This is a genomic window from Streptococcus sp. Marseille-Q0941, from assembly GCF_943736975.1.
Taxonomy (GTDB): domain Bacteria; phylum Bacillota; class Bacilli; order Lactobacillales; family Streptococcaceae; genus Streptococcus.
Genome location: NZ_CALSFO010000008.1, coordinates 20,592 through 36,051, shown reverse-complemented (window position 1 = coordinate 36,051; position 15,460 = coordinate 20,592). Strand labels below are relative to the sequence as shown.

General features: G+C 36.3%; 13 protein-coding genes. 3 read left to right on the top strand and 10 right to left on the bottom strand.

Annotated elements, in window-relative coordinates; genetic code table 11:
• Nucleotides 1-25: 25 nt before the first annotated feature.
• From NGI26_RS08365 to yfmF, 7 genes are read right to left on the bottom strand one after another with little or no spacing between them, the layout of a single operon-like run.
• Entirely contained in the window at nt 26-820 is a 795-nt protein-coding gene (locus tag NGI26_RS08365; protein WP_251938687.1) for an energy-coupling factor transporter transmembrane component T family protein, read from the bottom strand.
• Entirely contained in the window at nt 813-1,652 is an 840-nt protein-coding gene (locus NGI26_RS08360; RefSeq protein WP_251938685.1) for an energy-coupling factor transporter ATPase, read from the bottom strand. Before NGI26_RS08360 ends, NGI26_RS08365 begins: the two co-directional genes overlap by 8 nt.
• Nucleotides 1,637-2,464: an energy-coupling factor ABC transporter ATP-binding protein gene (locus NGI26_RS08355; protein ID WP_251938681.1), complete on the bottom strand. Its 828-nt coding sequence runs from the start codon at nt 2,462-2,464 to the stop codon at nt 1,637-1,639. The genes NGI26_RS08360 and NGI26_RS08355 overlap by 16 nt, the downstream gene beginning before the upstream one ends.
• 2 nt (nt 2,465-2,466) lie before the next feature.
• Complete coding sequence (gene pgsA / locus NGI26_RS08350) at nt 2,467-3,006, bottom strand: CDP-diacylglycerol--glycerol-3-phosphate 3-phosphatidyltransferase (protein ID WP_251938677.1); 540 nt, start codon at nt 3,004-3,006, stop codon at nt 2,467-2,469.
• 16 nt (nt 3,007-3,022) lie between these two features.
• Complete coding sequence (gene rodZ / locus NGI26_RS08345; protein ID WP_251938675.1) at nt 3,023-3,850, bottom strand: cytoskeleton protein RodZ; 828 nt, start codon at nt 3,848-3,850, stop codon at nt 3,023-3,025.
• 40 nt (nt 3,851-3,890) lie between these two features.
• Nucleotides 3,891-5,171, bottom strand: a complete 1,281-nt coding sequence (yfmH, locus tag NGI26_RS08340) for an EF-P 5-aminopentanol modification-associated protein YfmH (RefSeq protein ID WP_251938672.1) — start codon at nt 5,169-5,171, stop codon at nt 3,891-3,893.
• A complete protein-coding gene (gene yfmF / locus NGI26_RS08335; protein WP_251938670.1) occupies nt 5,168-6,418 on the bottom strand; it encodes an EF-P 5-aminopentanol modification-associated protein YfmF in 1,251 nt (416 codons plus the stop codon). The genes yfmH and yfmF overlap by 4 nt, the downstream gene beginning before the upstream one ends.
• A gap of 159 nt (nt 6,419-6,577) precedes the next feature.
• Between yfmF and yaaA the strand changes: the two genes are divergently transcribed.
• A complete protein-coding gene (yaaA, locus tag NGI26_RS08330; RefSeq protein WP_251938669.1) occupies nt 6,578-6,946 on the top strand; it encodes a S4 domain-containing protein YaaA in 369 nt (122 codons plus the stop codon).
• A 2-nt stretch (nt 6,947-6,948) separates the two neighbouring features.
• Nucleotides 6,949-8,040, top strand: coding sequence for a DNA replication/repair protein RecF (gene recF, locus NGI26_RS08325; protein ID WP_251938667.1), 1,092 nt, complete (start codon nt 6,949-6,951; stop codon nt 8,038-8,040).
• 54 nt (nt 8,041-8,094) lie between these two features.
• On the opposite strand, the gene guaB is transcribed toward recF, so the two are convergent.
• Together guaB and trpS are read right to left on the bottom strand one after the other, a co-directional pair.
• The gene (gene guaB, locus NGI26_RS08320; RefSeq protein WP_251938664.1) at nt 8,095-9,573 is read right to left on the bottom strand and encodes an IMP dehydrogenase; all 1,479 of its coding nucleotides are present in this window, start codon (nt 9,571-9,573) and stop codon (nt 8,095-8,097) included.
• A gap of 161 nt (nt 9,574-9,734) precedes the next feature.
• Nucleotides 9,735-10,760, bottom strand: a complete 1,026-nt coding sequence (gene trpS, locus NGI26_RS08315) for a tryptophan--tRNA ligase (protein ID WP_251938662.1) — start codon at nt 10,758-10,760, stop codon at nt 9,735-9,737.
• Nucleotides 10,761-10,967: 207 nt separating this feature from the next.
• Here trpS and NGI26_RS08310 point away from each other — a divergent pair, with 207 nt between their 5' ends.
• The gene (locus tag NGI26_RS08310) at nt 10,968-12,590 is read left to right on the top strand and encodes an ATP-binding cassette domain-containing protein (protein WP_251938659.1); all 1,623 of its coding nucleotides are present in this window, start codon (nt 10,968-10,970) and stop codon (nt 12,588-12,590) included.
• Nucleotides 12,591-12,702: 112 nt separating this feature from the next.
• On the opposite strand, the gene NGI26_RS08305 is transcribed toward NGI26_RS08310, so the two are convergent.
• On the bottom strand, nt 12,703-15,357 hold the full coding sequence (locus NGI26_RS08305; protein WP_251938657.1) for a YhgE/Pip domain-containing protein: 2,655 nt from the start codon (nt 15,355-15,357) through the stop codon (nt 12,703-12,705).
• Between the last annotated feature and the right edge of the window lie 103 nt (nt 15,358-15,460).

The following is a 15,460-nucleotide window of genomic DNA, read 5'->3' as shown; positions in this document are numbered from 1 at the left end:
ACCTTATATTATTCTATACTTCACTTTAGGATTTTAATAAAAACAGGATTCCGCCTAATACACATACAAGTAGTAAGGCCACACTATCTTTATGCATCCAATTCAATTGTCGATACTGACTACGTCCATGACCACCTTGATACCCTCTAGCTTCCATAGCTGTAGCAAGAGAATCCGCTCTTTTTAAACTTGTAGCGAATAAAGGAATTAAAATAGGAATCATAGCCTTAACCTTCTGGATGATATTGCCCTCTCCAAAATCTACACCACGCGCCTTTTGAGCGTTCATAATTCGAATGGTATCATACATCAAGGTTGGTACAAAACGCAAGCTCATAGACAACATCAGTCCAATTTCATGAACAGGCACTTTAAATCTTTTTAAAGGGCCAAGCAAGGACTCAACTGCTGTTGCCAGGCTTAGTGGCATTGTGGTCAAAGTAAGCAAGGTTGAGAAAAAGATAATCAACACAAAACGACAAAAAATGATTCCAGCCTGTTCAATCCCATGAGTAGTGATTTTTATGAACCCTATTTCAAATAAGACTTGCCCACCAGAAATAAAGAAAAGTTGAAAAAGAGTTGTAAAGGTAATCAGAAAAAACATCGACTTCAAACCTTTTATGAAAAAAGATAAGGGAACATCTGATAAACCCACAAATATGCCTGTTGCAGCGAAAAGTATTACGTTTGTAATTGGATTGTTGGCCCAAAAAACGATGATAATCAATAAAATCATTGCCACCAACTTACTACGAGGGTCCAGACGATGGACAATCGAGTTTCCTGGTATGTAACGGCCTAAAATCATGTTATCCATTAATGAACTCCTTAAACTCTTCTATCGTTATCGGCATTTGTTTAAAAGAAACTCCTCGGTCAGCTAGTCTTTGAGCAAATCTTGTGATTTTTGGAACACCTAATTGGATATTTTCCATAAACTCCAGATTTTGAAAGACAAGACTAGGCGCTCCACTCTTAACCAATCTTCCTTTTTCCATCACATAAACTTGGTCAGCAAACTCTGCTACATCATCCATAAGGTGAGTCACCAAAACAATCGTAATGCCATCTTGATGAAGCTTTTCAAATAAAGTCATCAACTCTTTCCGACCAATCGGATCTAGTCCTGCGGTAGGCTCATCTAAAACCAAGATACTTGGCTCCATTGCTAAAATCCCAGCAATAGCAACCCTTCTCATCTGACCGCCTGAAAGTTCAAATGGACTACGTTCAAAGAGTGACTCGTCAATTCCTACTAAATCTAATTTTTCACGCGCAATAGCCTCGGCCTCTTCTACAGAAACTCCAAAATTCTGAGGACCAAAAGCTACATCTTTTAAGACAGTTTCTTCAAATATTTGATTTTCTGCAAACTGAAATACCAATCCTACTTGTTTGCGAATTTGACGAATTTGCTTGTTAATTGATGTTGACGTAATTAATGTATCAAAAACACGGACACTTCCCTTTGTGGGAACCAACAAACCATTCAAGAGTTGTAGAATTGTGGATTTTCCACTTCCTGTATGCCCAATAATTGCAGTATAGGAGCCGTCATCTATCGTCAAACTAACATCAGATAAGGCTGCTGAAGCAAAGGGGGTTCCTTCCTGATACGTATAACTAACATTGTCTAGAATAATTCCCATAAAGCCTCCTCAAGCTCCTCTTCAGTAAGATAGAGTTCCGGCAAATTCAAACCACTGGCACGTAGTGAATCTTTTAATTTATTTACAAACGGTTGATCGAGGCCAATTTGATCTAAATCTGACCTAGAAAATAATTCTCTAGGAGTACTAGTTGATTCGATTTCTCCTTTTTTCATCACCAAAATACGATCACTCATGGCCACCTCATCCAAATCATGCGTTATGGAGATGACTGTCATTTGGTGTTCTTGGCGAATCTTCTGGACTATCTTAATCAACTCTAGACGTCCCTCTGGATCCAACATACTTGTAGCTTCATCCAAAATTAAAATATCTGGCCGTAAGGCGACAACACCTGCAATGGCAACCCTCTGCTTCTGGCCTCCTGATAAGCGAGCTGGTTCCTTTTTAAAAAATTCAGCCATCCCAACCAATGATAAAGCTTCAGCAACTCGATACTTCATCTCTTCAAGAGGGATTCCTTGATTCTCTAAACCAAAAGCAACATCATCTTCCACAGTTGCCCCTACGAACTGGTTATCAGGATTTTGAAAAACCATACCAATCTGACGTCTTTTTTCCCAGACGTTTTCTGGAGTTAGGCAATCACCGTCTATCCAAATCTCTCCAGATTCAGCCTCAAGTAAGCCGTCAATCAAGCGAACGGTCGTTGATTTCCCACTACCATTATGACCAACAATAGACAACCATTCTCCACGTTTCACGTGAAACGAAATGTTATGAACATCATAATGTTCCTGATCTGCCTGGTATCGAAATGACAGATTTTTAATCTCAATAATTGATTCCATATCTAGCGAAAAGTCCCTTTAAATAAATACGCGCTTCCTTTAAAATAATCATATCCAGAATAAACTGTAAAGAACAAAGCAATATATAGAGTTATCTGGCCAAGTAAGTTCCAGTGAAGCAACAAGAAGATGATTGCAAACATCTGACTGAATGTCTTGATTTTCCCAGGCATAGCTGCAGCCAGAACAGTTCCACCCGTTTCAACTAAGAGCAAGCGCAAACCAGTAACTGCAAGTTCACGACAAATGATAACAGCAACTAGCCAGGCTGGAGCCATGTTTAAACCAACCAACATGATGAAGGCTGACATGACCAACAACTTATCAGCCATCGGATCTGCAAATTTCCCAAAATTGCTAACTACTTGCCATTTTCTAGCTAAATAGCCATCTAGATAGTCAGTGATACTGGCAACGGCAAAAATAATTGCTGCTATTTTATGTAACACAGGAGACTGTCCAAATGATAGAAGGAGAACAAAAATCGGAATAAATACAATTCTACCCAGCGTAAGTATGTTAGGAATATTCTCTTTTTTCATATTATCCTTCCTTAATTTAATTTGAACTCAAATTCATTGTAATCCAACCAGTTTGGCCTGTTAATTTCGAAGTATCGATTTCCTGATTATCGATTTTTATTTTCACGCTTTTAACAACACCTAATGTGATAGTTACTGGAGAACCTTTAGAAATTGTTGTTTTAACTGTTTTATTATTCGGATCTAGAGTTGCCCCTCCAGCCAAATCAGTATCTGAAACGCTAACCCAACTTGTTGCATCCGCTACAGATAATTGAAGTTCGGCAGTTTCTTTAGGAGTTTTATATTCCACTGATATAACATCTCCTTGCCCTGTGACTGTCACAGTTGAGGCTTCAGTCGAACTTGATGGATTAGTGGTTTGATTACTACTTGTTGTTTCACTACTTGGTGCATTTGTAGTTGTAGTCACAATATGATAGTTAGCTGAAGTTGTTTCTGTTGGCTGTGTTTGAATATAATTCCAAACATAGTAGGTTACGAAAATTAAAATTGATAGGGAGAATAGAACAAAGTAAAAAAGTGGAAGTAAGGAGCGCTTCTTACGATTGGAACGTCTACGACCTGATAGTTCTATCTCATCAACATCAACTTCCTCATAGGTAATCATACTTCCCGAATCATAGGCATCTAGAACGATGTTTTCATCTAATTCAACCGCCCAAGCATATTTCCTCAAAAAAGAACGAGCATAAAAGGGACTAGGTAATTTATCAAAATCATCTGATTCTAAGGCTTCTAGCATATCAAGTTGGATGTCCGTTTTACGCTGCAATTCCTCCAAACTCAAACCTTGATTAATTCTTGCTAAACGTAAAACTTCACCAATTGTTTTTTTTCTCATACTTACCATTCCTTCTTTCTAGTCTATTTTACTTGAATGACTATAGTGGAAAAATCGTAAATTCAACGATTTCACTATTGTCGATAAAATGATGTCCTACCTCAAGAACATCTTCCAAGGTCATTTCCTGTATAATCTTTGGCAAATCAAATAGGGTTGATTCCTCAATATGCGACTGATATTGAGTCGCAATAAATTCTAAAGAATTCATGTTATGGATGAACTCTCCATAAATTTCACTTTTTATTAAATCAAGATGTTCTTCCGAAACATCTGCATCAGTCACAAAGTTCTGAATCGCCTTTCGAAATTGGTGCGAAATTGCAACAGGTTCCTTCGTCTCCATTGTTAGCATCAAAAAGTTAAAACGTCGATTGATTTCAACTTCTAAAGCTAATGAAGAATCTAATTTCCCAGTTTCATACAAACTCTGAAATCTTTTAGAAGTCCAACCAAACATCATCGTAAATAAAGCTCTTAGCAAAATACTATATCGGTAACAATCCTGATTACTCATATTGGAATTCGTTCGAACACCAATAGCTAATTTAGGAGAAGCGACATCCATACGAATGCTGTCAACCTTCTTTACAGGGTTTAAAGCGATTGTTTCTCTCGAAGTTTCATCTATCGGTTCTCCAACATCCTTTTGTCTGAAATAATTCTGTATCAGTTCTAAATCAAAGTTCCCAACAAGGAAAATATGACTATTGACAGGAGTGTAAAATTCTTCAAAATTGTCTCGTAAATCCTCTAATCTAATATTTTCTATCGAATCTTCAGTTCCAACAATATCTGAAGCCAGAGAACTTTCTGGATATAGATTTGCAAGTGTTTTAAAGAATAAGCAGGAATCCGGATCGTCTTGATACATTTCGCGTTCTTGCTGAATGATATCCTTTTCGTGTTCAACAGATTCTTCAGTAATGTTAAAGCTTGTAACAAGCTCGTCAAGCAAGTCCAAACACTCAGTAACATAGTCAGAAGTTGAAAAAAAGTAACTTGTATTTGTAAAACTTGTAAAGGCATTACTATCTGCACCTAATTCAGTAAAAGCAGCCATAATATCTTCAGAATTTTCTCTTTCAAAAAGTTTATGCTCTAAAAAATGAGCAATCCCTTTTGGATATGTTTTTCTTTTGCCATCTCTTGCTGTAAACTCTGTGTCAACTGAACCAACTTGAACGGTGACTACACCATAAACTTCGTTAAAGTCATTTTTTGGAAGTAAAGTAACTGTCAAGCCATTTTCTAATGTTGCTTGATAAAGAGTTTCTTTTACAGCAGGATAGTATTTCTCATCAAAAGTTACTCTAGTCATTCTGCTCCTTCCATAAAATAGATAGCTTGCAATTTTAGACTAGACGCAGCCCTACAGATTGCCTCCTTGTCGACTTGCTCTAGTGTCTCTATCAAAGTATCCAGGTCTAAAACCGATTTACCAAAAAAGATGCTTAAGTATTCTCTGTCAATTATCGAATCTTGATTATCCTGACTCAACAACATCGTTCTACGAATCATTTCCTTAGTCTGATTGATTTCAGCATCTGTAAATCTACCATTTTTGATATTGAGTAATTGATCATTCATCAATTTTCTTGCCTTGTTTCGGTTTTTACGATTAATTCCAGCAAATAATCGTAAAAATCCACTAAAAAGATCCAGGTAACTAGATACAGTATAAGCTAGACCTTCCTTTTCCCTTACTTGAGTAAACAATTTAGAGTGCTGGAAAGCTCCAAGCAGACCGTTTACAAGAAGTAAAGCCATCTTTTGATCATCTCCATAACCAATTGTGCTATGGTACCCCATTTCTAGAATAGACTGCCCTAGGTTTTTTCTGATAATTCCTTCCCTAAGAATATTTGAATATTCTTGTCGATATTGAATGTTTACAGCATCTTTACGACCTGTCAAGTTAAATTTCTTCAGGATTTCTAGAACTTCTATTTCATTAAAGTCCCCTAAAAAGAATAAATCAATCCTATCTTCGTTCAGCATTTTTTGGAAACTTGAATAACAAGTTTTAGAAGTCTCTTCAGAAATTCTGGAAATCAAATCTTTAGGGACTAACTGCATGGATTCTTCTTGGAAAAACAAATGATCTAATTCTTTATGCGCAAAGAAGAAAGGATCCTCTAATTCTGATTCCAGTCTTGCCAACAGTTGTTTTTTCTCAATTTCAAAGGCACTCTTTTCAAATCCTTCCTCATCTGACAAGGGATTGAATATGACTTGATACAATAATTCTAAAATTTGAGAAGTTAACACGTTTTTCTTACTTAAAAATTCGTCTCGAACATAAGTTAAACTGACATCTACGAGATGGCTTTGTCCTCTTCTATATGCATGAGTCGATAAATCCGCTCCATACAATGCAGCCAAATGTTTTTTTAGAATCTGAGCGGTTGGATAACTTTTATTAGCTGTTTCAAGCATGCTGGCACTTAACATGCGCCCTGAAATTAAATCCAGAGATAATGGAGCTGTGAAACGCATGGTTATTTTATTAGTCTTAAACTTTTTAGATTGGATAAAATGCACTGCAATTCCAGGGAATAACTCCATCTTTTACCTCCTTTTACATAGAGTTCTATTATACCATGAAAACGAAAAATTTTCTTGTTCTCTTTGACTCTTTTAAAATTAAAATCGTTTTCATATCAGTGGTTTCTTCTCAACTATTTTGAGCAAAATATGGTATAATACCAAAGATTGAGGTGAACTATGGAATACAAATTATTTGAAGAATTTATTACTCTCCAATCTCTTTTGAAAGACCTTGGAATCATACAAAGTGGTGGTGCTATTAAATCTTTTTTGTCTGACCATCTTGTATATTTTAATGGAGAATTAGAAAACCGTCGAGGCAAGAAAATTAGAATCGGGGATTCTATTGAAATCCCTGATTTAAAAATCCAGATCGTTCTAGTTCAACCAACCCCAGAAGAACTAGAGGAGTTTCGTCTAGAAAAACTTGAGAAAGAACGTGTAGCTAAACTTGTAAAGGAAATGAATAAGAAAGTTCAAAAAAAATCTACAAAAAAAGCTCAACCAACAAATACAAAACCTGCACCACGCTTCCCAGGTAGATAATTATGTGGTTGAAAAATTTATCCATTAAACAATTTCGTAACTATCATAATATCGAAGTTGATTTTAATCCAAAATTAAATGTATTTGTTGGCCGGAACGCTCAAGGAAAAACGAATCTTCTTGAAAGTATTTATTTTTTAGCCTTAACAAGAAGTCATCGAACAAAGACAGACAAAAATTTAATTCAGTTTGAAGAAGAACAACTACAAGTCTCTGGACTGTTGCAGAAGAAAACAGCAACTATCCCACTTGAAATCGACTTAACACAAAAAGGTCGGATTACTAAAGTGAATCATTTAAAACAGGCTCGTCTTTCTGATTATATCGGACATATGAATGTTGTCTTATTTGCTCCAGAAGATTTACAACTTGTCAAAGGTGCGCCAGCTATTCGACGTAAATTCATTGACATGGAGTTGGGACAGATCAAACCGATTTACTTGTCAGACTTGTCAAGCTATAACCATATTCTTAAACAAAGAAACACCTATCTAAAAACTACACAAAACATTGATGAAACTTTTTTATCTGTTCTTGATGATCAACTGGTTGAATATGGATGTCGTGTAATGATTCATAGAACTGACTTTATACAGAAAATGGATTTCTTTGGTCAAAAGAAACATTTTGACATTTCAGACCAATTAGAAGAACTGTCAATACGCTATCAACCTTCTGTAAATTTTGTTGACAAAGAACATTTAGCTGATTCTTTTTATAGGGCACTTCAAAAGAGTAGAGCTAGAGATTTATTTAAAAAGAACACTGGAGTTGGTCCTCATCGAGATGATATGGTTTTCTTAATCAACGGTATAGAAGCAAGTTTTGGCAGTCAAGGACAGCATCGCAGCTTAGTTTTATCTATCAAACTAGCTGAAATTGAGTTGATGGAGAGTATTACCAAGGAAGCGCCTATTCTTTTACTTGACGATGTTATGAGTGAACTTGACAATACTCGTCAACTTAAATTGTTAGAGACTATATCTCAAAATATTCAAACCTTTATTACTACTACTAGTCTAGAGCATCTTCAAAACTTACCAGATAATCTCAGTGTATTTACAGTAAAAAATGGTCAATTATCTGTAAACTAAGTTTTACAGCGTTGTAAATAACAAAAAATCTCCTGTTAAACAGGAGATTTTTTGTTACATTGAATAGTTTGGTGCTTCGTTAGTAATTTGCACATCATGCGGATGACTTTCTTTTAGACCTGCACCAGACATTTCGATAAACTGAGCATTATCATGCAATTCTTTTAGATTAGTAGCACCACAGTAACCCATACCAGAACGAATACCACCAATCATTTGGAAGACGATATCAGCCGCAGCTCCTTTATAGGCAACACGACCTTCAATTCCTTCGGGAACAAGTTTGTTTGCTTCATTAACTGAACCTTGGAAGTAACGGTCGCTTGAACCTTTCTTCATAGCAGCAATTGAACCCATACCACGGTAAGTCTTGAACTTACGTCCTTGGAAAATTTCAGTTTCACCTGGAGCTTCATCTGTTCCTGCAAACATTGATCCAAGCATTACTGCATTTCCACCAGCAGCAAGGGCTTTAACAATATCTCCAGAATACTTAATTCCACCGTCGGCAATAATCGTTTTACCATATTCACGCGCAACTGCTGCAGCATCGTAAATTGCTGTAACTTGTGGAACACCAACACCTGCAATCACGCGAGTTGTACAGATTGAACCTGGTCCAATTCCAACTTTGACAACATCTACACCTGCTTCATAAAGAGCACGCGCACCTTCTGCTGTTGCAATATTACCAGCAATCAATGTACGGTCTGGGAAGTGTGCACGGATTTCAGCGATTTTGCGGAGAACTCCTGCAGAGTGTCCGTGGGCAGTGTCGATAACAATCGCATCTGCTCCTGCTTCAAAGAGGGCTTCAGCGCGTTCAAAGGTGTCAGAAGTAACACCCACTGCACCAGCAACTAGAAGACGACCAAACTCATCTTTTGCTGCATTTGGAAACTCAATTACTTTTTCAATATCTTTGATTGTGATCAAGCCAGAAAGGCGACCTTCTTCATCAACCAGAGGTAGTTTTTCAATGCGGTGTTCTTGTAGAATACTCTCCGCTGTTTTTAAATCTGTACCAACCGGTGCAGTAACCAAGTTTTCACTAGTCATGTGTTTTGAAATTGGTTGGTTATAGTCAGAAATAAAACGAAGGTCTCGGTTAGTCAAGATACCAATTAATTTACGGTTTTCAAGAGTTTCAACCACTGGAACACCACTGATACGGTAACGTCCCATCAGTTCGTCTGCCTCAGCAATGGTATGTTCTGGAGTCAAGAAGAATGGATCAATAATAACACCATTTTCAGAACGTTTTACCTTGCGAACTTCATCTGCCTGTTGCGCAATAGACATGTTTTTATGAATCACTCCAAGACCACCCGCACGAGCAATGGCAATAGCCATTTGACTTTCTGTGACTGTATCCATGGCGGCTGTAATAATTGGGATATTTAAAGTCAGATTATCTGCCAATTTTGTTGTTAAATCTGCATCATTAGGCAACACATGACTTTCTGCTGGAATGAGCAATACATCATCAAAGGTAAAACCTTTTTTCAAAAATTTAGTATCCCAATTAGACATTGAAGTTTCCTCTTTTCTTTCTTTTGAGCTTGACTCTTTTTGTATTGTATCTATCATACCATTCTATGAAAATTTGTCAATTATATTTATGGCAGAAAACATAAAAAAACTATCTCTGTAATTCTATGGAAGAGATAGTTTTACGATTCATATTTTATCTATTATTTAAAATAATTTAGTCCCATTGCTTCCTTAACCTCAGATAGAGTTTGCCCTGCAACCTCGCGAGCTTTTTCACTTCCTTTTTGAAGCATATTGTACACTTCTCCCATATCCTTAGCAAATTCAATACGGCGCTCACGAATAGGACCAAGTTCACGTTCAAGTATTTCAAGTAGATAACGTTTCGTCTTCACATCACCAAGGCCTCCACGTTGATAGTGTTCTTTCATCTCTGCAATTTCTTGAGCATCTTCAGGACGACCAAACACATATAAGTAATGGAAAACCATATTCCCCTCAATCTTACCTGGATCCTCAACACGTATATGATCTGGATCAGTATACATACTCATCACTTTTTTGCGTAAAGTATCTGCATCGTCAGCTAGGTAAATACCATTATTAAGTGATTTCGACATTTTGGCATTACCATCTAAACCTGGCAAACGTCCTGCACCTTCATGCTCCGGATATATTCCTTCTGGCTCCACTAGAACATCACAATTGTAGGCATGGTTAAAAGAACGAACAATTTCACGTGTTTGTTCAATCATCGGCTTTTGGTCATTTCCTACTGGAACCAAGTTAGCTTTAAATGCTGTAATATCCGCAGCTTGCGCAACTGGGTAAACTAAAAATCCAGTTGGAATACTTTCCCCAAAACCTTTCTGAGCAATTTCTGTTTTGACGGTTGGGTTTCGTTCCAAACGGGCCAAAGATACCAAATTCATGTAATACATAGAAAGTTCTGCCAATTCTGGTATCTGACTTTGGATGAAAATCGTTGATTTATTAGGATCTAACCCCACTGCAAGATAGTCCAAAGCGACATTCCCAATAGACTCTACTATAGTTTGAGGATCTTTTGCGTGGTCTGTTAAGGCTTGTTGGTCAGCTAAAAAGACAAACATATCATATTTATTTTCTTCTTGTAGTAAGACACGATTTTTTAAGCTCCCAACGTAGTGCCCAATATGTAATTTCCCCGTTGGACGATCTCCTGTTAAAATAATGGGTTTATTCATTTGATTCTCCTTTGATATGGTCCTTTCAATTATAGCATTTTTTTAATAAAAAGACAGATAATTTTTTTATTCAAACAATAGACTTGTTAACCCTTTCAACTGTAAATCATTTGTCAACTTTCTTTACAAAAAATTGACAAATAAAAATTTGAATATTTAGTGATTTTCTAGTAGAATTAGAGTATTACATATAATAGGAGAAAAACTTTGCTAACAGTTACTGACGTCTCACTACGTTTTAGTGATCGAAAATTGTTTGATGATGTCAACATCAAATTTACAGAAGGAAATACCTATGGTTTGATTGGTGCCAATGGTGCTGGAAAATCAACTTTTTTAAAAATCTTAGCTGGTGATATCGAACCTACAACTGGTCATGTTTCTCTTGGACCAAATGAACGTCTTTCTGTCCTTCGTCAAAATCACTTTGACTATGAGGATGAACGTGTTATTGATGTTGTTATCATGGGAAATGAAAAACTATACAACATCATGAAAGAAAAAGATGCTATCTATATGAAGGAAGATTTTTCAGACGAAGATGGTGTCCGTGCAGCTGAACTTGAAGGAGAATTTGCTGAACTAGGTGGTTGGGAAGCAGAGAGTGAAGCTTCACAACTCCTCCAAAACCTAAATATCCCTGAAGAACTTCATTACCAAAATATGAGCGAACTTGCAAACGGGGACAAGGTGAAAGTTCTCCTTGCTAAAGCCCTATTTGGTAAACCAGATGTCCTTCTTTTGGACGAGCCAACCAACGGTCTTGATATCCAATCTATTACATGGTTAGAAGATTTCTTGATTGACTTTGATAATACTGTCATTGTTGTTTCCCATGACCGTCACTTCTTGAACAAAGTATGTACTCACATGGCCGACCTGGACTTTGGTAAAATCAAACTTTATATCGGAAACTACGACTTCTGGAAGGAGTCATCTGAGCTTGCTGCTAAATTACTAGCAGACCGTAATGCCAAAGCCGAGGAAAAAATTAAACAACTCCAAGAATTCGTTGCTCGCTTCTCTGCCAATGCTTCTAAATCAAGACAAGCAACTTCACGTAAAAAAATGCTTGACAAGATTGAACTAGAAGAAATCGTTCCTTCTAGTCGCAAATACCCATTTATCAGCTTTAAAGCTGAACGTGAAATTGGTAATGACCTCTTGACAGTAGAAAATCTATCTGTAAAGATTGACGGTGAAACTATTCTTGACAACATCAGCTTCATCTTGCGTCCAGGTGACAAGACAGCTCTTATCGGACAAAACGACATCCAAACAACTGCCTTGATCCGTGCTATTATGGGTGAAATCGAATATGAAGGAACTGTCAAGTGGGGAGTTACAACTAGTCGCTCTTACTTGCCAAAAGACAATTCAGCTGATTTTGCTGGTAGCGAATCTATCCTTGACTGGTTACGTCAATTTGCAAGTAAAGAAGAAGATGACAATACCTTCCTACGAGGATTCTTGGGTCGTATGCTCTTCTCTGGAGACGAAGTTAACAAACCTGTAAACGTCTTGTCAGGAGGGGAAAAAGTGCGCGTGATGCTTTCAAAACTCATGCTTTTGAAATCAAACGTCCTTGTGCTTGACGATCCTACAAATCACTTAGACTTGGAATCAATCTCAAGTCTGAATGATGGATTGAAAAACTTTAAAGAATCGATCATCTTTGCCAGTCATGACCATGAATTTATTCAAACATTAGCAAATCACATCATCGTCCTTTCTAAAAATGGTGTCATTGATCGTATTGATGAAACCTATGACGAATTCTTAGAAAATGCTGAAGTTCAAGCAAAAGTAAAAGAACTTTGGAAAGATTAAATTAGATTATAAAAACTCAGTTGGATAATCCAACTGAGTTTTATTGTTTTTATGAATTTTTAGTTGATAGTTCTATCAATCTGTTTATATCATTGTTTCACGTGAAACATATCTAATCTTCGTCCATTTTCTTAGGTTGATAAGCCAGCATACCTAATCCTATGAATAGAACTAACGTTACAAGAAGGAAAATTACTTGATGATGCATATTCCCTGTCATAGAAATTGTTTGTCTCAATCCTGAAACTGAATAACTCATTGGCAACCAAGGATTGACCGCTTTAAAGAAATCATTTGTCAAAGCAAGTGGATAAGTTCCTGCACTTGATGCTAATTGTAATAATAGTAAAATAAGAGAGAAGAAAGCACCTAAACGACTATTCCATGTCGTTAAAGTAGTTACCATAGACATAAAGGTCAAACTTGCGATGATGATTAAGAATAAGGTTCTCATTTCATGATTTGCTGTTAAGCCAATAAGATGGGCTCCTCCATAGACTAAGACAGCTGCTAACACAGCAATGACTCCATTTATTTCAAAGCGTGACTTAACCCAAGCCCAACGGCTCTCAGGATGACGACCTGAAGGTAATTTAGCAAAAATCATATTTGTTGATAATGCAGCAACAAAAAGGGCGACTGATATCATATAAGGAGCCATAGCAATTCCATTTACAGGAACTTGATCATTATCTGTTTTTGAAAGACTCAAAGGAGCGGATAGTATTTCTGCATTATTAGGCTCTGTTGATGCTTGTTTTAGCTGATTGCTAGCACTACCTAATCCTTTTCCTAGTCCTGTAGCTCCTACTTGTAAACTTTCTATACCAGCAGTTAAAGTTGCACTGCCATCTGCTAATTTCCCAGCACCGTCTGCAATTTTTTCTGCACCACTTCCTAATTGAGAGCTAGCTGAAAGTAATTGACTTGATTTATCTGTTAATTGACTTGATCCTAGATATATTTTATCAAGACCTAACATTAACTCTGGACTCTTACTATTTAATTGACTAGAGCCAAATGATAATTTTTCGATACCTGTTGCTAATTCTGGAGTTTTCCCAGCTAGTGTATCCAAACCAGTTGTCAATGTTGAAGAATTTTCTGTCAACTTAGTTGACCCAGAAACCAATTGATCTAAACTTGTTGTCAAAGTTGTATTCTTTTCACTTAGTTGATTTACACCTAAAGAAATAGTATCCAATCCTTTAGTATATTCTTTAACTACATTTTCAATTGATTGACTACCAGGAACTAACTGATTATCTACAGCATTTTGTAACTGTGTAAATCCACTTGACATAGATGTCAAAGAACTAGAAGCTACAGGTAATAATTGATTTGCTTTCGTCTGTAAAGTAGAAAGATTGGAGACTGGTTGGTTCACACTTTCCAAACTTACTTTTAAATTTCCTACTGATGTTAAAATTTCTTTTGCTGAATCAATCGTAGAATTAGAATTATTTGAAACAGCTTCAGCCAATTCTTTTTTCTGAGCATCAGTGAGAGTTTGATAAGTTACTGTTGATTGAAGATTGCTAAGAGTTCTCTCTTGTTCTGATTGACTATTAGTTACAATAGTTTGAGCGAGAGTAGATATAGTTGCTAAGTCATTAGATATTGTCGTTTTAAGTTCAGTATTATCTGATATAGTTACAGCTTGAAGAGCTTTATTCAACTCATCTAAACTAGTAGTTAACTGGGTTATATCTTCTTTCTGTTGAGATGTCGTATTCAATTGAGTAGAAATTTCTTTTATCCCTTTATTTAATTGAGTAATACCATCTCTTAATGAATCTGATTGACTAGATAATTGATTTGTTCCAACAGATAGTTTGTCAACACCACTTGTATATGCATTGACACCAACTGAAAATTGATTGAGACCTGCATTCAGTTGCGAAACTCCTCCTGCATATGTCTTCATTCCTGTATTTAGCTGATTGACACCTGCTACTAATTCAGGAGTCTTTGAAGATAATTGATTAAGTCCACTGTCAACCTGTGAAACCCCACTTGTATAGTTCTGTAACCCATCATTAAATGTTCCTAACCCAACATTTAGTTGGTTTACTCCTGTGACATATGTTGTCAACCCTTTTGTAAATTGTTCACTTCCATTAGAAAAAGTTAAACTTGAGTTGGCTAAAGTATTAAGATTTGAAGATAATGTCTGACTTCCAACAGCTAACTGACTAGCCCCGTTGGCCAATTGTTCACTTCCATCTGTTGCCTTCGTTAAACCAGATTTTAAATCTCCCATCTTTTGAAATAAAGCTTTCGTATAGGTTTCGGTTACATTAGCAGAAACAGTCTGTTTTAACTGTGTCATGGCAGAGTCACTCATCTTACTTGCGATGAAGCTATGCCCACTAGAAGTTTGATAGTTAATGGTCATTTGTTCTGGATGGTCTGTTAAAATAGAAGCAGCCTTTTCAGATAAGTCACTTGGCAAAGTGACTACCATATAGTAATTACCATCTTCTAAACCTTTCTGACCTTCTTCTTCATTGACAAAATGAAAATCTAATGATTTATTTTCCTTTAAATTGGACACCATGTCTTTTCCAATAGTCATTGTAGTTCCATTGTAAGAAGCTTCCTTATCGTTATTAACAACCGCTACAGGCAACTCAGATAATTGCCCATATGGATCCCACATAGATGATAAAAATATGATGTTGTATAAAGCAGGAATAAGAGAAATCCCTATCATTACAATGATAAAGGTTGGTTTTTTAAAAATTGCTTTCCATTCTTTAAACATATTGTCTCCTTTTTTAAACATATTGTCTAAAATTTTGATATAATAGATTATACATTAAAAAATATTATTTACAAGTCAAAATAATTATATTTGGACACATTGT

What these genes read in the sequence shown, in the direction of transcription:
- NGI26_RS08365 (WP_251938687.1), bottom strand. Translation starts at nt 820, where the DNA reads ATGGATAACATGATTTTAGGCCGTTACATACCAGGAAACTCGATTGTC.
- NGI26_RS08360 (WP_251938685.1), bottom strand. Translation starts at nt 1,652, where the DNA reads ATGGGAATTATTCTAGACAATGTTAGTTATACGTATCAGGAAGGAACC.
- NGI26_RS08355 (WP_251938681.1), bottom strand. Translation starts at nt 2,464, where the DNA reads ATGGAATCAATTATTGAGATTAAAAATCTGTCATTTCGATACCAGGCA.
- pgsA (WP_251938677.1), bottom strand. Translation starts at nt 3,006, where the DNA reads ATGAAAAAAGAGAATATTCCTAACATACTTACGCTGGGTAGAATTGTA.
- rodZ (WP_251938675.1), bottom strand. Translation starts at nt 3,850, where the DNA reads ATGAGAAAAAAAACAATTGGTGAAGTTTTACGTTTAGCAAGAATTAAT.
- yfmH (WP_251938672.1), bottom strand. Translation starts at nt 5,171, where the DNA reads ATGACTAGAGTAACTTTTGATGAGAAATACTATCCTGCTGTAAAAGAA.
- yfmF (WP_251938670.1), bottom strand. Translation starts at nt 6,418, where the DNA reads ATGGAGTTATTCCCTGGAATTGCAGTGCATTTTATCCAATCTAAAAAG.
- yaaA (WP_251938669.1), top strand. Translation starts at nt 6,578, where the DNA reads ATGGAATACAAATTATTTGAAGAATTTATTACTCTCCAATCTCTTTTG.
- recF (WP_251938667.1), top strand. Translation starts at nt 6,949, where the DNA reads ATGTGGTTGAAAAATTTATCCATTAAACAATTTCGTAACTATCATAAT.
- guaB (WP_251938664.1), bottom strand. Translation starts at nt 9,573, where the DNA reads ATGTCTAATTGGGATACTAAATTTTTGAAAAAAGGTTTTACCTTTGAT.
- trpS (WP_251938662.1), bottom strand. Translation starts at nt 10,760, where the DNA reads ATGAATAAACCCATTATTTTAACAGGAGATCGTCCAACGGGGAAATTA.
- NGI26_RS08305 (WP_251938657.1), bottom strand. Translation starts at nt 15,357, where the DNA reads ATGTTTAAAGAATGGAAAGCAATTTTTAAAAAACCAACCTTTATCATT.